Source organism: Pseudomonas sp. CK-NBRI-02 (assembly GCF_008124495.1).
Lineage (GTDB): Bacteria > Pseudomonadota > Gammaproteobacteria > Pseudomonadales > Pseudomonadaceae > Aquipseudomonas > Aquipseudomonas guariconensis.
This window is the reverse complement of sequence record NZ_VSJH01000015.1, coordinates 451,927-476,543: the sequence shown is the minus strand read 5'-3', so window position 1 is coordinate 476,543 and position 24,617 is coordinate 451,927. Positions and strand designations below refer to the sequence as shown.

Here is a 24,617-nt window from a genome sequence, read left to right as displayed (position 1 = left end):
GACGCGGTCGCTTGCCCGCGCTATTTGATACACCGCATCACAAATGAAGTGCTCCGGCCTGTATTTATCCTTCCATGGCAACTTTCTACAGTCTTCTCCACCTGCTGCCCCGTCATTCCGACACCGCAGCGAACGGAGAGCACACCATGCCTTTCATCAGCGTACGTATCACTCGCGACGGCGTCACCGCGCAGCAAAAGGCCCAGGTGATCCAGGAGATCACCCAAACCATGGAGCGTGTCCTGAACAAGGACCCAGCGCTCACCCATATCGTGATCGAAGAGATCGACACGGATAACTGGGGGTACGCGGGCATGACCACGACGGCCTATCGCAAGCAGCAGGCGCAGTGAGCTGTTCGCGCAAAACGCTAGCGCAACGCTTTTCCTGAACTCATCGCTTGGACCGAGGAATCACCATGAACACTTCAAGCAAGGTCGTCATTGTTACCGGCGCCTCCCAAGGCATTGGCGCAGGCGTCGTCAAGGGCTTTCGCGAACGCGGCTGGCAGGTGGTCGCCACCTCCCGCTCCATCCAGCCGTCGAGCGACCCGGACATCCTGACCATCGCTGGCGACATCGCCGACCCGCAGACTGCCGAGCGCGTCGTTGGCGAGGCGATCGCCCGCTTCGGGCGGATAGACACCCTGGTCAACAACGCCGGCATCTTTGTCGCCAAGCCGTTCACCCACTACACCCATGCCGATTACGCGCAGGTCGTGGCGACCAACATGAGCGGCTTTTTCTACATTACCCAGCAGGCGATGGTGGAAATGGAAAAACAAGGGCGCGGCCATGTCGTCAGCATCACCACCAGTCTGGTCGATCATGCGATCGACGGCGTGCCTTCGGTATTGGCGTCCCTGACCAAGGGCGGGATCAATGCGGCGACCCGATCCCTGGCGATCGAATATGCCAAGCGCGGCATTCGGGTCAACGCGGTCTCTCCAGGCATCATCAGAACGCCGATGCATGCTGCTGAAACCCACGAGGCGCTGGGCAAGCTGCACCCGGTCGGTCATATGGGCGGGATTGACGATATCGTGCAGGCGATCCTGTACCTGGAGGGCGCAGGTTTCGTCACCGGCGAGATCCTGCATGTAGACGGTGGCCAAAGCGCAGGCCATTGATTCGAAGGTGGCTTTACCGGCTCGCACGGGCGGTAAAGCCGTTGGGGTCACGATGCTTTTCTGTTGCCGGGTGTGGTAAAGATCTGCCTCAGGATCTTCCTACCCGGTACCTGTGATGAAGCGCCATTTCGACGATTTGCAGTTGGGCAGCATCGAATTGTTCTGCCTGGCTGCAGAGGCCGGTAGTTTCACTGCCGCGGCCCAGCTTGCCGGTGTTACCCCCGCGGCGGTCAGCCGCTCGATTCTTCGTCTGGAGAAGCGACTGGGGTCGCGACTCTTTGCCAGAACCACCCGCAGCATCCGCCTGACCGAGGCCGGGCGAACCTTCTTCGAGCAGTGCAGCCAGGCGCTCAGTCAACTGGTGGAAGCCCAGCAAACCGTCATGGGCGCGCAGGCGACACCGTCTGGGCGTTTGCGTATCAGCCTGCCGACCACCTACGGGCATCACCGCATCCTTCCGTTGCTGCCGCTATTTCGCGAGCGCTATCCGCAGGTCACCGTGGAGATTCACCTGGGCAACCGGAACATCGACTTCGTGGCGGAGGGGTACGATCTGGCGATCCGGGTCAGGGCTCAGCCAGATTCGACGCTGGTCGCGCGCTTGCTCGAAGACGCCAAGCTGGTCGTGGTGGCCTCGCCTGCGTATCTGGCCAAGGCCGGCACACCGCAGGTGCTTGAGGATCTGGAGGCTCACGAGTGCATTCAGTTCGAGCTGCCCAGCAGTGGGCGGCGGATTTCGTGGCTGTTCCAGGAGCAAGGCCGAGAGCGAGAGATCTTCACCGACGGTGGCTATGCCTGCTCCGACGATGTCCTAGGCGGCGTCACGCTCGCTGAACACGGTGCGGGGCTGTTCCAGACCTACAAGTTCATTGTCGAGCAACAGCTGGCCGATGGCCGTCTGGTCGAGGTTCTCGCCGCTTATGGCGGGCGTTCCCGGCCCTATACCTTGCTGTATCCCCATGGGCGCTCCATTCCTCAGCGGGTCAGGGTCTTCGTGGACTTTCTGCTGCAGTACCGCGAGCAATGGGCAGCGCTGTAATCCGACGCCTGGGCTGAATGTATCTCTGTGTATCTAAGCGCCTGCTTGCAAGGCTTCGCTTACAAATGCCGCTACCTGCGGATACGTGCGCGATACACGCGTGAGGCCAAATGAACCTGCCTGAACGAAACGGCCCTAGGCCACGTTCCCCGGCACGTTCGCCCTAGCGGCCAATCGCATAGATATTTCGGAGAATCACCATGTCCCGTTCCCAGTTCCCAAGCAAGACCCGCCTCGGCCTGCTCACCATCGCCCTGGTCGGAGGCATCAACATGACATCCGCCGCCTTCGCCGTGGACGCAATGCCCCAGGGCTATCAGCTTGCTTCCGCGCAAAAAGCCGGGGAGGGCAAGTGTGGTGAGGGCAAGTGCGGTGCCAGTGGCGCCAAGGCGACCCAGACTGAAGGCAAGTGCGGCGAGGGCAAATGCGGTGCCGATGGCGCCCAGGCCAAGGCGACCCAGGCTGAAGGCAAGTGCGGGGAGGGCAAGTGTGGCGATGCCTCCTTCGCCCGTACCGACACCAACCATGATGGCCGGGTCTCGCGTGCCGAGCTGCTGGCGGTCGCGCCCAAAGCCAATGCCGAGTTCGATGCCATCGACGCCAATCACGACGGCTTCCTCTCCGAGGGTGAGGTGTACCAGTTCCGCAAGAACCAGTTCGACGCCAACGGCAAGCCATTCCCTTCCGATCTGTACAGCAAGTTGAGCCAGGCCAGGAACTGACCTTCGCTGATCGCCTCCCCGAGCACGTCGGCCGGGGAGGCGACAGCCCCCAGGAGATCACCCATGAGTACTTCGTTTGCCTTGCACGGTGCTGGGCTCGGCCTGCGTCGGTCGCTTTTGCCTGAGTTGTTGAATATGGATGTTGGGGCGGTGGATTTTCTCGAGTGTGCGCCAGACAACTGGATCGGCGTCGGCGGCGCCTATGGTGAGAGCCTGGCCCGCCTGGCCGAGCGCTTTACGCTGTCCTGCCACGGCCTTTCGTTGTCCCTTGGTGGCCCCGAACCGCTGGATCATGAGTTCTTGCGGCGCATCCGTGCCTTTCTCGACCAGCATGATGTCCCGCTGTTCAGCGAACACCTGAGCTATTGCAGCGATGACGGCCATTTGTACGACCTGATCCCCATGCCTTTCACCGATGAAGCGGTGCGCCATACTGCCAGGCGCATTCGTGAGGTTCAGGATGCCCTCGGTCGACGCATCGCTGTGGAGAACATTTCCTACTATGCGGCGCCTTACCAGGCGATGTCCGAGATCGATTTCTTGTGCGCGGTGCTGAATGAGGCCGACTGCGATCTGTTGCTGGACATCAACAACCTGGTCGTCAACGCCTGCAACCACGGTTACGACGCTGACGCTTTCCTTGCCCGTGTGCCAGCCGGGCGGGTGGCTTGCCTGCATGTGGCCGGTCATTACGATGAAGCGCCTGATCTAAAGATCGATACCCACGGTGCTGCGGTGCAGCATGACGTCTGGCAATTGTTGCACAGCGCCTACCAGTACCTGGGGGTGGTGCCGACTTTGCTGGAGCGCGATTTCAATTTCCCGCCACTTGCCGAACTGCTCGGCGAGGTGGAGGCCATCCGGATGCTGCAGGTCGACGCGCAAGCGCCGGAGGTGCGTCATGGCTGAGACTTTGCGCGAACAGCAACTGTGCATGAGCCGTTTCATTCGCGATCCGCACGCCAACCCTGCACCGCCCGGCATCGAAGCGCGGCGCCTAGCGGTGTACCGACAACTGTTTCTGGGCAATATGCGGTCGCTGCTGGCTGGCAGCTTCCCTGTGCTGAGCGCCACGTTGCCCCAGGCGCAATGGCAATCGCTGACTGCGGATTTCTATGCCAGCCACCGCTGCAAGACGCCGTTGTTCACTGAAGTGGCAGGCGAGTGGGTCAACTACCTGGAGACCCGCGCCGACCTGCCGGGCTGGGTCGCCGAACTGGCCCACTATGAATGGGTCGAGACCCTGTTGTTGCTTAGCGACGCCACCGACGCGTCCCATGATCCAGAGGGCGACCTGCTCGACGGTGTGCCGCTGCTATCGAGCCTTGCCATGCCCTTGGCCTATGCCTGGCCGGTCAGCCATATCGGCCCCGACCACATTCCGCTGGCAGCACCAGCCGAACCCACGTTGTTGCTGGCGCGACGCGGTGCAGACCAGAAAATCCACTTCGCGCGGCTTGCGCCGTTGGCCCATGCGCTGCTGGTGTCAATGCAACAGCAACCGCTCACCGGTCGGGAACACCTCGCCGTGGTAGCTGATTGGGCGGGTGTCGAACGAGCGGCTATCGAATCCCAAGGCAGTGCGTTGCTCCATAACCTCAAAGCCCAAGGCGTCGTCATCGGCACCGCGTGACCAATCAAGCGCTTGACGTCAGGCTGCAGGCTAGGAGGTCGTGGCGTTTTGAGCCATAAATGCCGGGCCTGTGGTTGTTAAGGCATTTGGTCTGAAATTGCTGAAGAAAATGCATAGCGCGACGACTTCTGCCACTCATACAGGAACACAGATCTTCCTGTGTTTGACTTGAGGTAAGCGATCATGGCTAACAATCAAGACAACCGTGGCGACCAAGGCGGCAGCACCGGCGCAGGTCAACAAGGTGGCCAAGGGTCCAATCAGCAAAAAGGTGGCTCCGAATCCGGCCGTAAGCCTGAGGACAAAATGAACAAGGATTGGGATCGCTCCCGGGATTCGGGAAGCCAAGGTGGGCAGTCTGGCCAGAACATGACCGACCAAAAGAACCCCTCGCAGCAAGACCGCATGGGTGGGCAACAGCCGCAAGGCGACACTGAAAAGTGGGACAAAGACCGCTGATTGCCTTTGAACCGCGCTGGGGTGGATAAACCGCCCCGGCGCACCGGATTCACGCCATGGTGGCCGCCGCCGCTTCTTCCAACCACGTCAGCAACGCTTTCATTTCTTCCTGTCGCTCTCGGCCCGGCACGCACACCGCCATGTAACGTGGCCCTGGCAGGCTGATTTCAGGCCTGAAGGTCATCAGTTCACCTCGCTTGAGGCTGTCGGCCACCAGCACGTTGCTTGCCAGCACCAATCCATGGCCCGCGATGGCGGCCGCCAACGCATAATGCTCATCATCGAACTCACGCATGCGTGCCCGTCCCAGCCAGTGCGCACAGCCGGCGGCTGCACACCAGCTTTGCCAATTGATCGTGTCGCCTTGCGGAATCTGCCAGCGGAGGTCTATCAGCTGCAGTTGGTCCTCATCCAGGCGGGCCAGCACGGCTGGTGCGGCATAGACCGAGAAGCGTTCGTTCATCAGCGGCTGGCTGAACAGCTTCGGATCTGGGCGGCTGACGGCTCGAATGGCGATGTCGACGCTGGAGTCACGTAACAGGTCCACCAGCTCGTTACGGGTGTCGACCCGTATGTCCAGCTGCGGGAAAGCACGATAGAAAGCGCCGAGCCTTGGGATCAGCCAGCTCGCGGCCAAACCGGGCGTCGTGGTGAGGGTGAGGGTCAGCGAAGTGGTTTTCGGCAGGAAGTGTTCCAGGCTCCGGCTGATATCGAGGAACGCTTGGTGGACCTGGCGATAGAGCTGTTCGCCTTGCTCGGTCAGTGCCACGCCTTGCCCGGAGCGCTCGAACAGCAACGTGCCAAGCCGGGCCTCCAGCGCCTTGACCTGGTGGGAAATGGCCGCCGGTGTGACAGACAGTTCCTCGGCGGCGGTCTTGAAACTGCCTAGGCGTGCCGCAGCCTCGAAGCTGCGCAGCGCGTTGAGCGCAAGCGTGGAGAACACCCACCACCTCCCTGGATGAATTGGATTGGGACCGGCTCAATTTATCTCATTTTTCCTGGCTTTCATCGGGCGCTAAGGTGAGCGGCACTCGCTCAATCATAGGTGCATCGTCATGCAAGGCCCTCTTCGAAAAGTCGTACAGGCTGTGCTTTATGAAGCCATCGCCGTCGCCGTTCTGTCACCTGCAATCGCCCTGGTCTACAAGAATGGCTTGGCGCATGCCGGTGCCCTGTCGTTGATGCTGTCTGCCAGCGCCTTGCTTTGGAACGTGGTGTACAACTACCTGTTCGAGTTCTGGGAGAGCCGTCAGGCGAACCGGGCGCGTACTGTCGGAAGGCGTCTGCTTCATTCGGTGGGGTTCGAAGGCGGGCTGGTGGTGCTGTTGGTGCCCTTGGTCGCCTGGTGGCTGCAGATCTCGTGGTGGGCCGCATTGGTGACCGATCTGGGGTTGTTCGTGTTTTTCTTCTTCTATGCACTGCTATTTCAGTGGAGCTTCGATCGTGTGTTCGATGTGCCTCTGTCGGCGCAGGGCAAGGCGCCGGCCGATGCGTGCACTGGGCCTTGAAAGCGACTTCGGGCTGCACGCTTGACCTTAGGTTAACTCGAGGTTTCAGAATGCCCGCTCTCACCACTGGAGTAGCCCTATGTTCAACGATTCTCGTCCTGTGTTCGAGCTGTCCAATCCAGCTGGGTTGTATGACCCGCGCGATAATGGATATTCCCACGTCGCGGCAGTGGCACCTGGGACCAGGCTGTTGTTCATCGCCGGGCAAGGCGGTGAGGATGTCCATGGGCGACTGCCATCGGCGTTCTCTGAGCAGGCCAGACAGGCATTGGCCAACCTGAGCACCGCACTCCAATCGCAGGGCGCAAGCTTGCATCAAGTGTTCAAGCTGACCTTGCTGATCGTCGATCATGATGAGCATCGCCTGCGCGAGTGGGTCAGGGAGGTCGATCGGGTCTGGAAGGACAGGGCGCCCGTCTGTACGTTGATTCCGGTGTCACGACTGGCGCTGGATGGGATGCTTGTGGAAATCGAGGCGGTGGCTGCTTGTAGCTGAGCGGCATTCGCGAAACCTTACGGGCACAGGCTTCGCCCATGTCCATTGGATTGCGACAACTAAATTGAGCAAGACCATTTCTTGCACTTCGATCGCGGTAAGCGTTGTTGCAGTGTGTCGCAGTTCAGCCGCTGCGTTTGACCATGCCCAGTATGGTCTGGCGCAGCTCTTCCTTTGCCTGCTCTGCAGTGATGTCTCCCACTACCGCAGCATCGGACAGGGCGTCGGCGGCGCCAAGCATGGCCCACAGGCTAGCGCTCGATAGGCCAGCGGAGCCGGCGAAGGGCGCAAACACGTCCGCACATTTTTGGATGAATGCTTTCTGATATCGGCGTTTGACGGCCGCAAGCTCCGGAGACCCGCTGAGTGCCGCCAGGACCCCTTGGATCTCACGCCCTTGTGTCAGCACGCAATCGACATAGGCAGCGGCGAAGATACGTGCTTTGTCCGTCAACGTGGGCTCGGCGGTTGCGACGGCGGCATCGAAAAGGGCTGTCTGGCGGATGTCGTAGTCTTCGTAGAGGGCGGCGAGCAGGCCATTGCGGGTTCCGAAGTGATCGTAAACCACAGGTTTGGTGATGCCTGCTACATCGGCCAGGCGACCCAGCGTGAGGGCATCCGTACCCTCATCGCCGATCAATGCCCAGGAGGCCTCCAGCAACTGGCGGGTGCGGGCTTCTCGGGGCAGGCGTCGGCGCGAAGGTACGGAAGTTGGTGAAGTCATGCTGCCGATTGTCCCACTCTTGTTCAGTGCTGGGAAGCTGCCATACCGGCGCCTATCTTGTACGCAGTCTCCAGATGAACCTGCGGATAACCCTCATCCGATGCCAGAAGCAAGGTGGAGCTGTGCACACGGGCTCCGCAGTAATCGAAAATCCCGTGGTCGATCTGGGTCTTCATCGCAGGCCCGTAGCCGTGTCGAGTGAAGGTCCCTTCATCGGCGCCGCCAACGGCAACCAGGTGAACCTGCAGACGCTGCAGCTTTTTCACGACTTTGCCATTGCCACTGTCCTCGTAGGCCCAGCCCATCGAAAACACCCGATCAATCCAGCCTTTGAGCAAGGCAGGGAATGACCACCAATAGATCGGGTAAACAATGACCAAGGCATCGGCACGATCCAGTCGCTCTTGCTCACTGGCCACGTCAGCAGGCGCTGCGGCTTGTTTCATGAAGAGCGCTTGATCCTCTTGGTTGAAACGCGGATCGAAACCTTCGGCCGCGAGATCTGCAAATTCACTAGTGTGCTGCGCGTCAGAAGCGGCTATGCCCAGGGCGACGTGCCGGGCTATGGCATGAGTCAAGGAATCGGAATTGGGGTGGGCGACGACGATTAGGCTGTGCATGGCGATACTCCGGCAGTTTGGCGAGCGGCTGTCGAGATCATAGGTGTCCGCTGGCTGTTAGCTACGAAAAGTAACCTACCATTGGTAACTTGTCGAATGTCTTGCGCAGTGCCGGGCGACGGTACCGATTTGTAAGGTCGATCACTGTAGAACGGTGTTTCGGTAGAAGAGTTCTTGTTTTTGAACTATGCGGCTATAAAAACCCAATTATTCGAAGTACATAGCAATATATGTTGGAAATTTGGCATTTGTGAGCGACAAAACGCAATCCTCCTGAAGCGGCCAGGGTTTAGATTGGATCCAATGTCGCTCCGGTTCTGTTCGGGCGGCTACACAGCAAACCCAGGCAGAGGAGAAGCCGCCATGATGTTGAAGGATCCTTCCCGTAAGTATCGCCATTTCGCCACAGTCAATTTGCCAGACCGCCAATGGCCCAATCGCGTTCAAAAGGCCGCTCCCCTGTGGTGCAGTGTCGACATGCGTGACGGTAACCAGGCACTGATCGAGCCGATGAACGCTGAACGCAAGCGGCGTTTTTTCGACTTGCTGGTGAAAGTCGGTTTCAAACAGATTGAGGTAGGTTTCCCGGCCGCCTCACAAACCGACTTCGACTATGTGCGTGAATTGATCGAGAGCGGCGCCATTCCCGAGGATGTCACTATTCAGGTCATGACCCAGGCGCGCACTCACCTGATCGAACGTACTTTCGAAGCGCTCAAGGGCGTGCCACGGGCCATCGTGCATGTTTATAACGCCACTGCTCCCGTGTTTCGTGATGTGGTGTTCGGCGTGGATCGGGCTGGCTGCATCGAGATTGCCACTCAGGCCACCCGTGAGATCAAGGCGCTGATGCAGGCCAACCCGCAGACGCAGTGGACTTACCAATATTCGCCTGAAACCTTTTGCTTCACCGAGCTCGACTTTGGCCTGGAAATCTGTGAAGCGGTGATCGATGTATTCGATCCGACACCAACCAACAAGATGATCCTGAATCTGCCCACTACCGTGGAAGTCTCCACCGCTAACGTGTTCGCTGACCAGATCGAATGGTTTTGCCGCCATGTACGCAAGCGTGACAGTGTGATCATCAGCGTCCACCCACACAATGATCGTGGTACCGGCGTGTCTACTGCCGAGCAGGCCTGCCTGGCGGGAGCCGAGCGGGTCGAGGGGACGTTGTTCGGTAATGGTGAGCGTACCGGTAATGTCGATCTTCTGACCTTGGCGATGAACCTCTATACCAGTGGCATCAGTCCAGGGCTGGATTTCTCCGACATCATCCACGTCCAGCGCGAGGTCGAGTTCTGTAACCAGTTGCCGACCCACCCACGTCACCCCTACGCGGGAGAATTGGTATTCACGGCATTTTCCGGCTCTCACCAGGACGCTATCAAGAAAGGCTTCGCCCGCCGCCAAAGCGATCCCGACGGGTTCTGGGAGGTTCCGTACCTGCCGATCGATCCGGCCGACATGGGGCGTAGTTATGAAGCCGTCATCCGGGTCAACAGCCAGTCAGGCAAGGGTGGTGTGGCCTATCTGCTGGAGCAGCAGGGTATCGTCCTGCCGCGCCGGTTGCAGATGGAATTCAGCGGGCTGGTGCAGCAGGTTGCCGATACCGAAGGCAGGGAGATCACCCGTGAGATGATTTGGTCGTGCTTCACCGAACACTATCTGGAGCAGGGCAATCCATACACCTTGCTGCAACCGGTGCTCGCCACGGACGAAACCCGTACGTACCTTGACGCACAACTGGCAATCGACGGTGAGCACCTGGCGCTTGCTGGCGAAGGCAACGGCCCATTGGCCGCGCTGGTAGATGCGCTTGCCCAACAAGGTCTGGCCTTCGATATTGCCGATTACCACGAGCACGCTGTGCGTGATGGCGCCCAGTCCGAAGCCATCGCTTACATCGAGATACGTGTCAACAACCAGCTGCTGTTTGGAGTGGGCAGGGACGGCAGCGTGCTCCAGGCATCACTCATGGCTGTCGTGAGCGCTGTCTGCCGTGCCACGCGTCTGGGATTGCTCAAGTCTCTGAGCGTAACCGCCACGGCTTAGGCAGACCGCGCTTGGCGATCAAAGGCTGTCAGGATCGCCGAAGAACATCTGAATCCGCGACCTCAACCACCGCTCGGCCGGGTCGTTGTCCTGTGCGCCGCGCCAGGCCATGTGCAGCTCGAAGGTGCGCACGTCCAGGGGGAGGTCTTCGGCGCGCAGGCCGCCGGCGGCGGTCAGTGCGTCGGCGGTGTAGTCGGGCACCGTGGCGACGATGTCGGTGCCCGCCAACAGGCTACCCAGGCCGTTGAACTGCGGCACGGCCAGGACCACATGGCGCTTGCGGCCGATCTGTTCGAGGGCTTCGTCGATGAAGCCGGACAGATCGCCTGCGAACGACACCAGGGCATGGGGCCGTGCACAGAAATCATCGAGGCTCAGGCTGCCGGGCATGCTATCGGCGCGCAGCAACTTGGGCTGGCTGCGGCGCAGGATCTTGCGCTTTGCGTTGGCTGGCAGTTCATTGGTGTAGCTCACGCCTACCGAGATCTCGCCAGAGGCGAGCAATGTGGGCATCAGCAGGTAGTTGACCCGGCGCACAACCAGCACGATGCCCGGCGCTTCGGCGCGAATCCGTTTGAGCAACAGCGGCAGCAAGGCGAATTCGGCATCGTCGGAGAGGCCGATGCGAAACACCGAGGTGCTGGTGGCTGGGTCGAAGTCGGCGGCGCGGCTGACGGCCGTGGAGATCGAGTCCAGCGCCGGCGAGAGCAGGGCGAAGATCTCATGAGCCCTGGCCGAGGGCTCCATGCTGCGGCCGGTACGCACGAACAGCGGGTCATCGAAGAGGGTACGCAGGCGCGACAGGGCGGCACTGATCGCCGGCTGGCCGAGGAACAGCTTCTCGGCGGCACGGGTCACACTGCGTTCGTGCATGAGTGTCTCGAACACGATCAGCAGGTTCAGGTCTACGCGGCGCAGGTCGTTACGGTTCATCGAAGAGTGCTCGGCCTAGAGTAGGTCAGGGATGAATCTTAAGGCCAAAGGCTGGTACCCTGCACCGATTTCCGGGGACCAATGCACGGATTTGCCAGGAGCCCAATCGATGACAGGCATGTCAACTATTAATAGCCACTGATGGTCTTACGGTAAAAGCCCGGATAAAGTCCGTGGTAATACGAGATTCACGAAGGCGAGGTATGTGATGTCCCGCATGATTCGTTTCCACAAGTTCGGCGCCGCCGACGTTCTGCGCTGCGAAGAGCAGACCGAGCCGTCCCCCGCGACGGGCGAGGTGCAGATCCGCGTCCAGGCGATTGGCGTCAGCTGGTACGACGTGCTCTGGCGGCAGAACCTGGCACCCTCCCAGGCACGCCTGCCGGCGGGCATCGGTCATGAAATGGCCGGGGTAGTGACGGCGGTCGGCGAGGGCGTCGAGGATATCGCCGTGGGCGATCGGGTAGCCAGCTTTCCGGCCACCAGCGCCAACGAACACCCGGTCTATGGCGATGTCATCGTCCTGCCGCGTACCGCCATCACCCGTTACCCCGACATCCTGACGCCGATCGAAGCCAGCGTGCATTACACACCGCTGCTGATTGCCTACTTCGCCTACGTCGACCTGGCCCGTGCGAAAGCCGGCCAAACTGCATTGGTCACTGACGCCAGCCATTGCGCGGGGCCTGCCTTCGTGCAACTGGGCAAGGCATTGGGTCTGAAGGTGTTTGCCGCCACCAAGGACCCCGAGCAGCGCGACTACCTGCTGAGCCTTGGCGCCGAGAAAGTGATCGTCACCGAAGAGCAGGACCTGCTCATGCAGGTGGCCAAATACACCGATGGCCGTGGCGTCGACATGGTCCTGGACGGCATGGGCGGGCCGCAGATGTCGCTGCTTGGAGATGTCCTGGCACCGCGTGGCAGCCTGGTGCTGTACGGCCTGCAGGGCGGAAACCAGACGCCATTCCCGGCCTGTGCGGCGTTTCAGAAGAACATTCAGTTCTACGTGCACTGCATCGGCAATTTCACCGGTAAGCCGGAGCTGGGCATTGCGCAGGACCAGGTTGCCTTGCAACGTGCCCTGCGTGACATCAATCAGTTCACCGCCGATCAGTTGCTGACACCCCAAATCAGCAAGGTCTATCCGTTCACCGATGTGGTCGAGGCACATCGCGAGATGGATGAATGCCCCTGTGGGGGGCGGATCGTCTTGACGATGGGTTAATGCCAAGCTTGTCATCGTGCAAAAAAAGCCCGGGCCTTTGGTCCGGGCTTTTTCTTTGGGTCGAGCTAAAGATAATTCCTACGCATCATTGAATATTGTCTTACAGGTAGAAGTTGACAATTAATAAATGAGGTGTGGGGCTGCAGTCATGCAATTACGTCTTAACTTTTAACGATTAAAGCGGACGTGGGTGAATGGTTTTTTTACCCAGATCTGTATCTTTTATTCGTAATGCAACCTTCGATAATGACCCTGTACGGATGATTCATAGGAGCGATGGATGGGCTTGGGAAGGCTTTGGCGCGCGTGCGCCAGTGTGCGGGATGAATTGGCTTGGGTGGTGTGCTTCGGTATTTCCCAAGACTTTGTAGGAAAGGTCAGCAAAGTTGGACTGGCCAAACTGTTTATTTCGCACTTTACGTTTAAACACCGTGATGAAGAACAGGGAGTGTTCCGATGAGCAGTCTTCATGACCAGGCCATGCAGTCCATCTATCAACAAGTATTGGACCGTGTATGTAATCAGATGCCCCGCGGGCAACACGCCTCGCTGCAATTGTTGATCCAGCGGTTGACGGTCGCCGCAGGCGGGGAGCCGTACATCGGTGAGTTCCAGCTGGTGGTGGTGCTGGGGGGGGACCGTCGCAGTGCGCATCTGCTGGCGAATTTACGCGCTGCACAGTTAAGTCTGGCCTTGCGTGGCGGCCGGACCTTCCGTTTGAGGGTGATCGTGAGCTGTCTGCCCGCGCCCGACCCACATATGCAACTGAGTCATGAGCGCCTGTTCAACGCGCTGTTCATGCAGGATGACCCCAGGGTACAGCTGCTCATGCTGGAAGATGACAAGGTGGTGCCGTTCAGCACCTGCGTGGCACAAGCCGTGCGGCCTTGGGTGGCTTCGCGGCAGGCCTTGCTGATGTTCGGGCACCTCACCGAGGCAACGCCCAAGGCCCTGCTGGGCTGCCGCTTGCATCTGCAACTGGCTGGCGCCTTGCAAGGGACGCTCGATCACAGCGGCGCTGCCACCGCCTTGATCACGGCCTTGCCTGATCGTGAGCGCAGACGTGTCATGGCCTGGGGGCGGCGGATCTTGCGACTGACTGGGGAGCTCGAGGGGCTTGGCGACGTGGCTCGGTGTGCTGCGGCCTTGGCTGAGGGGTTGAGTCGCCTGCATATGCGGGTCGGGGCACCATTGGGACGGTGTCTGGACATGCCCACGGCAATGCGCCCTGAGTTGCCGCTCAAGATGTTGACGGTGGACGACTTGCTTTGCCCCTCGAGCGAAGCGCATCACCTGGACGCGATGCTGGGCCCGCCAAAAGAGCATGGCCTAGCCAATACGCCACTGGGCGCCTGGACAGCGTCCGGCATCGTGGAAAACCTGACGGGGGCGCATGCACATCTGCGGGCGCGACAGCCCCGGGAGCGGGAGGGGCAGCTCTCTATTAAGGATGCACGCGCCAGCTGGTGGCTGCGGGTACAGCAGCAGGGAAGGGTGTCGTTCCTGCAGGGGCTGGGGCTCAATGAGGAGCAACTCACGTGCCTGCTGTTCACCCCTTTCAGCGGGCGAGGTAAAAAACTGGCGGACTTCGTGCACGCTTGCCATCCACGCATGGGAGTGGCCTTGCCTTATCTGCACAAGGCACTGCAAGGCAAACCTTGCCCTGAAACCATCAAGCACTGGCTGGTGGACGTCAGTGGGTTGAGCCTGGTGCAGTTGCAGGCGATCTACGCGGCTCGCCTCGAGCCATCCGCTTGGCGCCTGCTGGTGAGTTTGACGCGGCGGGATGCAGCGCTGCGGTGGTTGCCACCCCTGGACTCTACGCCTGTGATCGTCCGCCAGGCGGCATTCTGATGGGGCGTTCGGCGCGTGGGGAATTCGCCTACCAGGGCATATATCGCTATCTGGATGCCCTGATTGCCCAAGCCGATTATGCAGAACGGGGGCGTCTACCCTCCTTGCGCGACCTGGCCCGGCGCCTTCGGGTTTCGCTGGCGACCGTACAGTGCGCGTACAGCCTGTTGGAGCGTCAAGGCCGGGTTCGTTCGGTGCCCAAATCAGGGTACTTCGTGAATTTCGCCGAACCGCAGATCGCTTCGACAGAGGCGCATGCGCCCTTGGTCCCTCCGGTATCCGTCCTGGCCATGCCATCGCCTCATACACTGGAACGCACGTTGCTCGCCCATGAACGACGCCTCTCGCGCCAGGGCGGGCAGGCGACGTGGCGCTTGGGCAGCGGCGCGTTGTTGCGTAGCGTTTTGGCCGCACGCTACACCCGCGCTTCTGGCCATTGCTGGAATGCTCGGCACGTGCACTTGGCCACGGATGTACAGGCCTTGCTTGAAACGCTGTTGCTTGCCCTGCGTCTTCAAGGGGCAACGGCTGTGGTTGCAACCCCTTGCTGCTGGCGCCTGTTGCATGGCTTGCAGCAGGCTGGCATGCGAGTACTGGAAGCACCGTTGGCTGCTCATGGGGGGATGGACATGGGCGCGTTCACACGCTTGCTCGAACATGAGCCGGTACAGCTTGTGGTGATGCCTTCCTGCCTGTCCATGCCACTGGGCCGCCTGACGCCTGCGCAGGATCAGCAGCAACTGGCCCGTGTGCTCGCCGAGCATCCCGCTCTGCTGCTGGAGAACGACATGGACAGCGACCACTGTTTCGCAGGCCCTCCGGCGTCGCGGCTACGCGATGACATCGACGCGAGTCGCCTGCTGATACTCGGTTCGCTGGAGGCCACGTTGGGCGCTGAAGCGCCTTACACCTACCTGCTGTGTCGCCAACCCTGCGTCGACGAAGCCATCGCCAGACGAGGCTTTCTGTTACCCCCACTGCGTCAGCAAGCGGTAGCGCATACGTTCACAAAAGGGGAGGTCGACGATAGCTTGCCTGCCTTGCGCTTCGATCTGCAGACTCGAATGGACTACCTCTGCAGTCGAATCGAACTGCGTCTGGGCACGCACCTGGCGTTTGCCAAGCCTGATGGCGGGCGGGGGATCTGGGCACGCCTGAACCAACCGATCGACATGGACGCCATTCTGGCGGCAGTGGCGGGCAGCCCGTTGTCTGTCATTCCTGGGGAGTTGTTCGGGCTCAAAGGCAGTTTCCCGCAGCACGTGCTGTTGGTCTGGTGCGCCGAGTCATGGGAGGGGCTGGACCAAGTGTTGCGCCGGTTGGGGAGGGTACTTGTCGGTCGTTGAGCGAGTGCGTCCGCTGATCGGTTCCGCCAGGGATCATTGTGTTTTCAATATTAAAGTGGCCAAAGTGAGTTAAGTCTTCATTGTTGCCTGAGTACGACATTTAAATAGCCTAGTACGACGCACTTTCAAGTTGGTTAATAACATTGGCGTGTCTTTTTATAGGCGCTGTTGAAACACGTTTTCCTACACGCTATAAGGGGCGACACTTTGTCTGGAGTCGTCTACATGGCCGTCGTATTTCGTCCGGGTCGCAGCTCGGATGCGCGTGACATTGCTCGGTTGTTTCAAATAACTTCCGAAGGGGTAGCCGATTATATTTGGAGCCAGTTGGCAGAACCGGGCCAGGATTTGCTGGATGTCGGCACTGCCCGTTATGCCCGTGATGACGTGGATTTCTCCTATCAAAATTGCCTAATTGCAGAAGCCGACGGGCAGGTCATCGGCATGATGCATAGCTACGCGATGCATCACGATCCAGATCCAGCCCCGATGACTGACCCTGTATTGGCACCTTATGCCGATATGGAAGTTCCCGACACGCTCTATATTTCGAGCTTGGCTCTTCACGATGGCTGGCGTAATCAGGGCTTGGGTGTACAGTTCCTTGAGCAGGCTCAGCAACGCGCTGATCAACTGGGGCTCAAGGGCCTGAGCTTGATCGACTATGCTGCGAACACCGGTGCCCGGCGCTTTTACGAACGGCACGGTTTCAAGATCGTCAAAACCTGCACGATCGTGCCCCACCCGATGGTTCGAGTGAGCGGGGAAGCCTATCTAATGCACAGGCCTTGACGGCACTTGAACGGGCATTGCAGGCCCCGTTTCAACGCAGTAGGGGCGGGTGCGGATACATTTTTTAAGACCCTAAGCTCACCAGCGAGGCGACCTGTAGCACTTGCCAGTGCTTGGGGTCTGTATGTATAACCAGTGCCTGTTCCCATACCTGAACGCGCACCGTGATTGCCCATTCCGTCGACGACCCTCTTTATTACCTGCATAACTTCCGGCAGGTCCTGGCCTGGGTCGAGCAGCGCTACGCCGATCTGCTCGATGAGGTCGAGCACTGCTTTCTACAGGCGTTCGAGCGGTTGCCCGAGCCTGCCCAAGCCTTGATGGTTCGAATGGTCATGCGCAAGGGCGAACTGTTTCGCATTGACAGGCTCGACTACGCCGAAATCGGTGATTGCTCATCGGCATTGCAACCACTGCTGGCGTTGGGGTGGGTCAGCGACGACGCCGTCCTGACCCTGGAGCAATTGTTCGATGTGCTGCGCAAACAGGAGCTGGCCCAATGCTTTGCCGCACACCTGAGCAAGCCACGGGCCGCCAAAGGCGAACTGCTTGCGCAGTTGCAGCCTTTGGCGCTGGCGCCCCGCACGTTGACTGAGTGGTTTGCGCAATCTCCGATACGTATCATCCATTGGCGCCTGCAGCCATTATGTGATCGCTTGCGCCTGTTGTTTTTCGGCAATCTTTATCAGGACTGGTCGGAGTTCGTGCTCGCCGATCTGGGTTTGCTGCGTTATGAGCAAGTGCCGCTGAGTGTCGATTCACGCGTCTTGCGCCAGCGCACGGAGATCGACCTGGCCATGGCGTTGCACCAGTGCGCCGACCGGCTGGAGCAAGGGGAGGACGCCGACTCGCTGCTGGCCACCCTGGAGGGACTGCACAGCGACAACCCGTGGTTGGTACGGCGACGCGGGCGATTGATGTACAGCATCGGTCAGCAGTGCGAGCGCCGGAGGGACTGGGACCAGGCCTTGGTGGTCTATGCCCGCAGTGATCATCCCGAAGCGCGTGTACGCCAGGTGCGGGTGCTGGAGCGCAGTGAGCAGTGGGACCGGGCGCAGGCACTGGCGCTGGAGTTGGCCGCCTCGCCTGCCAATGCGCAGGAACAACAAGCGTTGGCGCGCATGTTGCCACGCCTGGCGCGCAAGCTCGGTGGTCCGCCGCAAGCGCGCCGCCGCCCGGCGGACCTGGCGTTGATCGAGTTGCAGCTACCGATCGAACGTTCCGCCCTTGGTGTCGAAGAGGCGGTACGCCTGCACCTGGCTGAGGGCGAAAGCACCTGTCACTACGTCGAGAACACCCTGTTCAACAGCCTGTTCGGTCTTTTGTGCTGGGAGGCAATCTTCGCCCCGGTACCAGGCGCGTTCTTCCACCCCTTCCAGGCCGGCCCCCAGGACCTGCACGACAGCGACTTCCAGCAACGACGCGCGGCGTTGTTCCAGGACTGCCTGAGTCGGCTCGACGATGGCAGCTACCGTCAGGCCATGCGCGACTGTTTCACCGCCAAGCATGGGCTGCAATCCCCGTTCGTATTCTGGCCGATGCTCACTCCCGAGCTGCTCGAGCAAGCCCTGGCGTGCATACCGGCGGCTCACCTCAAACAGTGTTTCATCCGTCTTTTGCAGGACATCCGCAGCAATCGCGCGGGCATGCCTGACCTGATCCAGTTCTGGCCTGCCGAAGGCCGTTACCGCATGATCGAGGTCAAGGGGCCTGGCGACCGACTGCAAGACAACCAGTTGCGTTGGCTCGCTTTCTGCCGTGAGCACGACTTGCCGGTGGCGGTGTGCCATGTACGCTGGACCGAGACGCCGACATGACCTACACCGTGGCAGTCCGTGCGTTGTGCGAGTTCAGCGCTAAGGTAGGCGACTTGGACCTGCGCTTCACGCCATCGCCCACGGCCCAGGAAGGGATCGCCGGTCATCGTCGGGTTGTGGCGCGGCGCGGCGCAGACTACGAGGCGGAGGTAACGCTGCAAGGCCAATACCAGAGCTTGTGCGTGCGTGGCCGAGCCGATGGATATGACCCGGTGCGCAATCGTCTGGAAGAGATCAAGACCCACCGCGGCGACCTTGCCCGTCAGCCGCACAACCATCGTCAGTTGCACTGGGCGCAGGCCAAGGTCTATGCCTGGCTGCTGTGCCAGGCCCGGGGGCTGGAGACGATCGACGTCGCGTTGGTCTACCTGGACGTGGACAGCGACCGCCAGACACTGATCAGCGAGGAGCACAGCGCCTCGGACCTGCAACGCTTTTTCGAGGGCCAGTGCCAGCGATTTCTGGTCTGGGCCGAAGTCCAGCAGCAGCGCCTGGTAGAACGTGACAGGGATCTCAAGGCTTTGGGGTTTCCCTACCCGCAATTTCGCCAAGGCCAGCGCCAGTTGGCCGAGACGCTGTACAAGGCGGTGAGCACTGGCCGCTGTCTGATGGCCCAGGCCAGCACGGGCATCGGCAAGACCCTAGGGACTTTGTTCCCATTGCTCAAGGCCATGGCACCCCAGCAACTGGACAAAGTGTTCTTCCTGACCGCCAAGACTCCAGGCCGGGCCCTGGCGCTGGATGCCTTGCGCCAGATCACCGATGCCACCCCGCAGCCGGCTTTGCGCACTCTGGAACTGATCGCGCGGGACAAAGCCTGCGAATACCCCGCAAACGCCTGTCACGGCGAGTCCTGTCCGTTGGCCCGAGGCTTCTACGACCGGCTGCATGCAGCGCGCGAGGAGGCGGCGCGCCGGCCGCTGCTCGACAAGGCGGTGCTCCGCGAGGTGGCGTTGGCGCACCAAGTTTGTCCTTATTACCTGGGGCAGGAAATGGCGCGTTGGGCCGATGTGCTGGTGGCCGACTACAACTATTATTTCGACGCCCACGCCTTGCTGCATGCCCTGACCCAAGCCAACCAGTGGCGTGTGGCGGTGCTGGTGGACGAGGCGCACAACCTGGTCGAGCGGGGGCGGGGGATGTACAGCGCAAGCTTGGACCAAGGCCAGTTGGCCAGCCTGCGCCAGAGCAAACCCCCTGGCGTGGGCAGTGCCCTCGAGCGTTTGAACCGGCAGTGGAACGCCCTGTACAAGGCGCAACAAGCCCCTTATCAGACGCTCGATCGGCTGCCTGAAGACTTTCTGCGCACGCTTGCGCAGTGCATCGGCCTGATCCAGGAACGTCTGGAGCAGGCGCCTGGCGAGGTCGACCCGGCGCTGTTGCAGTTCTTCTTCCAGGCCCTGCAGTTCACCCGGGTCGCTGAGCTGTTCGACGATCACTTCATATTCGACGTGACATTGCGCACGGGCCCGCGCAAGCGTCGCTTGTCGACCTTATGTCTGCGCAACGTGGTGCCGGCGCGGCTGCTGGGGCCGCGCATGCAGGCGGCGCGTAGCGTCACGCTGTTCTCTGCCACCTTAAGCCCACGGCATTACTACGCCGACCTGCTGGGTATGCCGACCGACACGGCCTGGCTGGAGGTGGCGGCACCGTTTCGCGCCGAACAACTGGCGGTGCGCATCGTCAGCGAGGTGTCCACCCGCTACCGGGAGCGCCAGGCGTCGCTGGAACCGATCGTCGAACTGATCGCCGAGCAGTACCGCGCCCGGCCGGGCAATTACCTGGCGTTCTTCAGCAGCTTCGAATATCTAGGGCAGGTGGCCACCTTGCTGGCCGAACGTTATCCGGCAATCCCTCGGTGGGAGCAGGCGCCAGGCATGGACGAAGGCGCGCGGGAGGCGTTTCTGAAGCGTTTCGTGCCCGACGGCAAAGGTGTCGGTTTTGCCGTGCTGGGCGGTGCCTTCGGCGAGGGAGTCGACCTGCCTGGCAGTCGTTTGATCGGTGCGTTCGTCGCCACCCTGGGGCTACCCCAGGTCAACCCGGTCAACGAGCAGTTCAAGCAGCGCCTGGGGCGCCAGTTCGGCGCGGGCTTCGACTACGCCTATCTCTACCCTGGCGTGCGCAAGGTGATCCAGGCAGCAGGCAGGGTCATTCGAGGCGATCAGGACCGTGGGGTGCTGCTGTTGATCGACGAACGCTTCGCCGAACCACGGGTGCAGCAGATGTTCCCGGCCTGGTGGCAGACCGGTGGCGAATAAACCGCGCAGGCCCCATCGCACGGCGTTGCAACTCCCAGTACACTGCGTGTTCCAACACCAACATCCTGTTGAACTCGAGGTTCTTGCATGACGCTCAGTCCTTTGGCAGGCAAGCCGGCTCCGGCCAGCGTGCTGGTCGATATCCCCCGCCTGCTCACCGCCTACTACACCGGACGTCCCGATGCCGCGGTGGCGGCTCAGCGTGTGGCCTTCGGCACCTCAGGGCACCGGGGCACGTCGCTGGAACTGAGCTTCAATGAAGATCACGTACTGGCCATCACACAGGCCATCTGCCTGTATCGCCAGGAAAAAGGCATCGATGGCCCGTTGTTCGTCGGCGCCGATACCCATGCGCTGTCGGCTCCGGCCGCAGCCAGCGCCCTGGAAGTACTCGCCGCCAACGGCGTGCAGGTGATGCTGTCCAAGGACGATGAGTACACACCGACTCCGGCCGTGTCCCATGCCATTCTCTGCCATAACCGTGGCCGCCAGCAGGGTCTTGCCGATGGCGTGGTCATCACGCCGTCGCACAACCCGCCGCAAAGCGGTGGTTTCAAGTACAACCCGCCCAATGGCGGCCCGGCCGACAGCGACGTGACCAAGTGGATCGAAGCCAAGGCCAACGAACTGTTGGCCGCAGGTCTTGCCGGCGTCAAGCGCATGGACCATGCCCAGGCCCTGCAGGCCGCCACCACTCAGCGTTACGACTATGTAGGCCGCTATGTGGCGGATCTTGAGAACGTCATCGACTTCGACGTCATCCGCGCTGCCAAGCTGCGCCTGGGTGTCGACCCGCTAGGCGGGGCAGGGGTGCGCTATTGGCAGGCGATCGCCGAGCACTACCGTCTGGATCTGGACGTGGTCAACACCGAGGTCGACCCAACGTTCCGTTTCATGACCGTCGACTGGGATGGCCAGATCCGCATGGACCCCTCTTCGCCCCATGCCATGCAAGGCCTGATCGGTCTGCGCGAGCGCTTCGACGTGGCCTTCGCCTGCGACCCGGACCACGACCGCCATGGCATCGTCACTCCCGATGGCTTGCTGCAACCGAACAATTACCTGGCCGTGGCCATCGATTACCTGTTCCGTCATCGCCCGCTGTGGCGCAGCGATGCGGCGGTGGGCAAGACTGTCGTCAGCAGCGGCCTGATCGACCGCGTGACCGCTCGTTTGGGCCGTGAGCTGTACGAAGTGCCGGTGGGCTTCAAGTTCTTTGCCCAGGGGTTGTTCGACGGTTCGCTCGGCTTTGGTGGTGAGGAGAGTGCCGGTGCTTCGTTCCTGCGCAAGGACGGCACGGTCTGGGCCACCGACAAGGATGGTCTGATTCCGGCGTTGCTGGCTGCGGAAATGACCGCCCGTACCGGCCGTAATCCAAGCCAGGCCTATGCCGACTTGACCGAGGCCTTGGGCAAGCCGTACGCGACGCGTGTGGAAGCCAAGGCCGATGCCCGGCAGAAGGCACTGTTGAGCAAGCTGGCGCCCGAGCAGGTGACCTCCACCGAGCTCGCCGGCGAGCCGATCGAACAGATCCTCAGCCATGCGCCAGGCAATGGCCAGGCCATTGGCGGTCTGAAGGTGATGACGGCCAACGGTTGGTTTGCAGCGCGGCCGTCCGGTACCGAAGACATCTACAAGATCTACGCTGAGAGCTTCATCGATGAAGCGCACCTTCAGCGCCTGGTGCAGGAAGCGCAGGTGTTGGTGGATTCGGCAATCGCCTGATGGACAGCGGGGCTGTCCAGCAGCCCCATCACGATCTGAGACTGCTCCCACCGACGGGGTGGGGGCGTCTTGGAGGTGATTCAACCGCCACCGGCAAAGCCGGTGACCACACTGAAGTCACTGACCTCGACCTTGCCCCCGCCATAACCCAACAGGTGGAACGAAAACGCCTTTCGCACCGACGGGTTGTCGAAACCGAATTCCAGCTCCAGCGGCTGATCGGCTGTAACGATGATTTCCTCGGGCAATCCCAACGGCACATCCTGCTCGAATTCCTTGGCCTTGAGTTGGATGTAGGCGTCGTGTTTCGGGTCGAGCGAGCGCACCTTCACGCGTACACGGGTATGGGTGCCCTGGGGCATTTCCAGGTACTGAGCACCGATGAGGTTGTCGGCCCAGTCATCGCGGATGCGCTTGTGCAGGGTGATGGCTGCCGGGCCACCAAACTGGTAGCGCAGATTGAGCGGGGTTTGCAGCAGCGATTGGTCCAGCGTGTTGGCCAGGGCAGTGAGCTGCTGGCCTGCGATCTCGTTGCCCCGGCCCAGGTACTGGGCATGGTCGGCAATGAAACCTTGGCTTGCGTAACGGCGGCAACGCTCCTGGAAGTCGCACTCGGTCAGGGTGCCGTGACCGTCGTGATAGCGCAGCATGCCGTTGGTGTAGGAGATCATTTCGCGCCCCGTGTCGTAATCGCGGAACAGCGAGCGTCCGCTCAAGGCGGCCGGGATGGGCAAGGCGAAGTAGTCGAGCAGGGACGTGGCGAGGTCCACATGGCCGTAGGTGCCTTGCTTGAGGCGCGGCAGTTGGGCCTGTTCCGGTGCCAACGTCAGATTGAACCCCCATGAAGAGGCCAGGCGTACGCCATCGATACCGTGGGACTCATCGGAGGTGATGACCACCAGGGTGTCCTTGAGCACGCCCTGGCGCTCGAGGTTGTCGAGGAAAGCGCCCAGGGCATCATCCAGGTAGGCCACTGCCGCCTGCTTGGCGGTCTCGTAGCGCTGCAGGTAGCGCTCCGGCGCTGAATAGGGCTGATGGGTGCCGACGGTCAGCAGGGTGAGCATCCAGGGCTGCTTTTGCTTGCGCAGCTTGGCGACGTACTTCTGGGCACCTTCGAAGAAGGCGCGATCGTCCTTGCCCCAAGGGAAATGCAGGTAGTTCTTGTTGGTGAACCACTCCTGGCCATGCACTGACCCGAAGCCGATGTGCGGCATGATCCGGTCCTTGGCCATGAAGCGCAGGCCAGCACCTTGCAGGTAATGGGTGCTGAAGCCGGCCTGGCGCAGCTGCGCCGGCAGGCATGCCTGGTTGCGCAGGTCCTGGGTCAGCAGCTCCATGCCTTTGGGCGTGCCGTTGGCGAGCTTGTCGTAATCGCCGCAGAGCAGGGCGTACAGGCCGCGGATCGTCTGGTGGGTATGCAGGACATAATCGGGCGTGTTCATGCCTCGCTCCGCCCAGCGGCTGAGGTTGGGCATGAGCTCTTCGTCAAAATGGCTGTGCAGGGCTTGACGGTTGGCCCGTACATAGGCGCCAGGGATGCCTTCCAGGGCAATCACCAGCACGTTGCGGGCCTTGCCCGGCGCGTCCAGCAGCTTGCGCCCGTTGAGGTCCGACTGGGTCAGGCCGGCGATGGGCAGCACGGGCACGGGTTGCTCGTTGCCCAAGGCGCTGGAGGTGGCGCGCTGCACGTTGCCCACTGCGGCGGTCAATAGCTGGTGGGGTAGGTTGTACTGGCGCCATTGGTCGGCGTCGGAGGGGATCAGATGCTGGCCGGCCCAATGCACGCCCAGCAGCACGACGGGAATGGCCCAGGCCTTGCGCGGCAGGGGCGTTCCCCGCAGGCCACGGCTGCGCCAGGCGCTGATCAACCAGACCAGCAACCCGGCGAGCAACAGCCAGGGCAGCCAGGCGTGGGCCAGGGCGCCGCCGGTTGAATTTTCCATGAACTGCGGATCGAACAGGTAGGTGAGGTCTGCGCTGTTGGGTAGTCGACCGACTGCGCTCACCAGCTCTGCCGAAGCCACCAACAAGGCGCCCCAGATCAGCAGTACGGGCAGCGCCAGCCACCAGGCGCGACGATGCAGGAATAGCACCAACAGGCTTGCGACCGCGATATCGGACAGGTAGCCGAAGGGGTTGGACCAGCCGAGCAAGGCCCTTGTACCCAGTGGGATCACCAGCACCAGGACTGCCAAGGCGAGCAGTCGGGCACGGGGATGACCGAGTATGTTCTTCACGAAGACTTCCTTCTTGTCATGAAACAGTCACTCAAGTGTGCT

General features: G+C 61.2%; 22 protein-coding genes. 17 read left to right on the top strand and 5 right to left on the bottom strand.

What is annotated here, in order from left to right:
* Window positions 1–146: 146 nt before the first annotated feature.
* The 7 genes from DQ397_RS13175 to DQ397_RS13145 all read left to right on the top strand — a co-directional run bounded on the left by DQ397_RS13175 (window position 147) and on the right by DQ397_RS13145 (window position 4,982).
* Window positions 147–353, top strand: a complete 207-nt coding sequence (locus DQ397_RS13175) for a 4-oxalocrotonate tautomerase family protein (protein ID WP_043215742.1) — start codon at window positions 147–149, stop codon at window positions 351–353.
* A 65-nt stretch (window positions 354–418) separates the two neighbouring features.
* Window positions 419–1,129: an SDR family NAD(P)-dependent oxidoreductase gene (locus DQ397_RS13170; protein ID WP_043215743.1), complete on the top strand. Its 711-nt coding sequence runs from the start codon at window positions 419–421 to the stop codon at window positions 1,127–1,129.
* Between the two features lie 115 nt (window positions 1,130–1,244).
* Window positions 1,245–2,168: a LysR family transcriptional regulator gene (locus DQ397_RS13165; protein WP_148921563.1), complete on the top strand. Its 924-nt coding sequence runs from the start codon at window positions 1,245–1,247 to the stop codon at window positions 2,166–2,168.
* A gap of 200 nt (window positions 2,169–2,368) precedes the next feature.
* Window positions 2,369–2,890, top strand: coding sequence for a hypothetical protein (locus tag DQ397_RS13160; protein ID WP_043211809.1), 522 nt, complete (start codon window positions 2,369–2,371; stop codon window positions 2,888–2,890).
* 63 nt (window positions 2,891–2,953) lie between these two features.
* Window positions 2,954–3,799, top strand: coding sequence for a DUF692 domain-containing protein (locus DQ397_RS13155; protein WP_043211811.1), 846 nt, complete (start codon window positions 2,954–2,956; stop codon window positions 3,797–3,799).
* On the top strand, window positions 3,792–4,523 hold the full coding sequence (locus DQ397_RS13150) for a DUF2063 domain-containing protein (protein WP_043211813.1): 732 nt from the start codon (window positions 3,792–3,794) through the stop codon (window positions 4,521–4,523). The genes DQ397_RS13155 and DQ397_RS13150 overlap by 8 nt, the downstream gene beginning before the upstream one ends.
* A 183-nt stretch (window positions 4,524–4,706) precedes the next feature.
* The gene (locus DQ397_RS13145; protein WP_043211816.1) at window positions 4,707–4,982 is read left to right on the top strand and encodes a hypothetical protein; all 276 of its coding nucleotides are present in this window, start codon (window positions 4,707–4,709) and stop codon (window positions 4,980–4,982) included.
* Window positions 4,983–5,031: 49 nt separating this feature from the next.
* Here DQ397_RS13145 and DQ397_RS13140 read toward each other — a convergent pair whose 3' ends face one another.
* The gene (locus DQ397_RS13140) at window positions 5,032–5,925 is read right to left on the bottom strand and encodes a LysR substrate-binding domain-containing protein (RefSeq protein WP_043211818.1); all 894 of its coding nucleotides are present in this window, start codon (window positions 5,923–5,925) and stop codon (window positions 5,032–5,034) included.
* A 112-nt stretch (window positions 5,926–6,037) separates the two neighbouring features.
* Here DQ397_RS13140 and DQ397_RS13135 point away from each other — a divergent pair, with 112 nt between their 5' ends.
* Both DQ397_RS13135 and DQ397_RS13130 read left to right on the top strand, forming a co-directional pair.
* Window positions 6,038–6,490, top strand: coding sequence for a PACE efflux transporter (locus DQ397_RS13135; RefSeq protein WP_043211820.1), 453 nt, complete (start codon window positions 6,038–6,040; stop codon window positions 6,488–6,490).
* A gap of 79 nt (window positions 6,491–6,569) precedes the next feature.
* Window positions 6,570–6,986 carry a RidA family protein gene (locus tag DQ397_RS13130; RefSeq protein ID WP_043211826.1) on the top strand — a complete coding sequence of 139 codons (417 nt, stop codon included), beginning with the start codon at window positions 6,570–6,572 and terminating at the stop codon, window positions 6,984–6,986.
* Between the two features lie 124 nt (window positions 6,987–7,110).
* Here the strand turns inward: DQ397_RS13130 and DQ397_RS13125 are convergent, their stop codons facing one another.
* A complete protein-coding gene (locus tag DQ397_RS13125; RefSeq protein WP_043211827.1) occupies window positions 7,111–7,710 on the bottom strand; it encodes a TetR/AcrR family transcriptional regulator in 600 nt (199 codons plus the stop codon).
* 23 nt (window positions 7,711–7,733) lie between these two features.
* A complete protein-coding gene (locus DQ397_RS13120; protein WP_043211829.1) occupies window positions 7,734–8,330 on the bottom strand; it encodes an NAD(P)H-dependent oxidoreductase in 597 nt (198 codons plus the stop codon).
* Between the two features lie 363 nt (window positions 8,331–8,693).
* Between DQ397_RS13120 and leuA the strand changes: the two genes are divergently transcribed.
* On the top strand, window positions 8,694–10,388 hold the full coding sequence (leuA, locus tag DQ397_RS13115) for a 2-isopropylmalate synthase (protein ID WP_148921562.1): 1,695 nt from the start codon (window positions 8,694–8,696) through the stop codon (window positions 10,386–10,388).
* Window positions 10,389–10,406: 18 nt separating this feature from the next.
* On the opposite strand, the gene DQ397_RS13110 is transcribed toward leuA, so the two are convergent.
* Entirely contained in the window at window positions 10,407–11,321 is a 915-nt protein-coding gene (locus tag DQ397_RS13110) for a LysR family transcriptional regulator (protein WP_043211831.1), read from the bottom strand.
* 208 nt (window positions 11,322–11,529) lie between these two features.
* Here DQ397_RS13110 and DQ397_RS13105 point away from each other — a divergent pair, with 208 nt between their 5' ends.
* The 7 genes from DQ397_RS13105 (at window position 11,530) to pgm (ending at window position 22,338) form a co-directional block, all read left to right on the top strand.
* Window positions 11,530–12,546 (top strand): zinc-dependent alcohol dehydrogenase family protein, encoded by a 1,017-nt coding sequence (locus DQ397_RS13105; protein ID WP_070574527.1) that lies wholly within the window; start codon window positions 11,530–11,532, stop codon window positions 12,544–12,546.
* 456 nt (window positions 12,547–13,002) lie between these two features.
* Complete coding sequence (locus DQ397_RS13100; protein WP_070574525.1) at window positions 13,003–14,400, top strand: hypothetical protein; 1,398 nt, start codon at window positions 13,003–13,005, stop codon at window positions 14,398–14,400.
* Complete coding sequence (locus tag DQ397_RS13095) at window positions 14,400–15,746, top strand: aminotransferase class I/II-fold pyridoxal phosphate-dependent enzyme (RefSeq protein ID WP_043211837.1); 1,347 nt, start codon at window positions 14,400–14,402, stop codon at window positions 15,744–15,746. Before DQ397_RS13100 ends, DQ397_RS13095 begins: the two co-directional genes overlap by 1 nt.
* A 225-nt stretch (window positions 15,747–15,971) precedes the next feature.
* A complete protein-coding gene (locus tag DQ397_RS13090) occupies window positions 15,972–16,538 on the top strand; it encodes a GNAT family N-acetyltransferase (RefSeq protein WP_043211839.1) in 567 nt (188 codons plus the stop codon).
* Between the two features lie 164 nt (window positions 16,539–16,702).
* Window positions 16,703–18,355, top strand: coding sequence for a VRR-NUC domain-containing protein (locus DQ397_RS13085; protein ID WP_043211841.1), 1,653 nt, complete (start codon window positions 16,703–16,705; stop codon window positions 18,353–18,355).
* Entirely contained in the window at window positions 18,352–20,613 is a 2,262-nt protein-coding gene (locus DQ397_RS13080) for an ATP-dependent DNA helicase (protein WP_043211842.1), read from the top strand. Before DQ397_RS13085 ends, DQ397_RS13080 begins: the two co-directional genes overlap by 4 nt.
* Before the next feature lie 87 nt (window positions 20,614–20,700).
* Window positions 20,701–22,338: a phosphoglucomutase (alpha-D-glucose-1,6-bisphosphate-dependent) gene (gene pgm / locus DQ397_RS13075; RefSeq protein ID WP_043211843.1), complete on the top strand. Its 1,638-nt coding sequence runs from the start codon at window positions 20,701–20,703 to the stop codon at window positions 22,336–22,338.
* Between the two features lie 80 nt (window positions 22,339–22,418).
* Here the strand turns inward: pgm and DQ397_RS13070 are convergent, their stop codons facing one another.
* A complete protein-coding gene (locus DQ397_RS13070; RefSeq protein WP_052352470.1) occupies window positions 22,419–24,575 on the bottom strand; it encodes an LTA synthase family protein in 2,157 nt (718 codons plus the stop codon).
* Window positions 24,576–24,617: the final 42 nt, after the last annotated feature.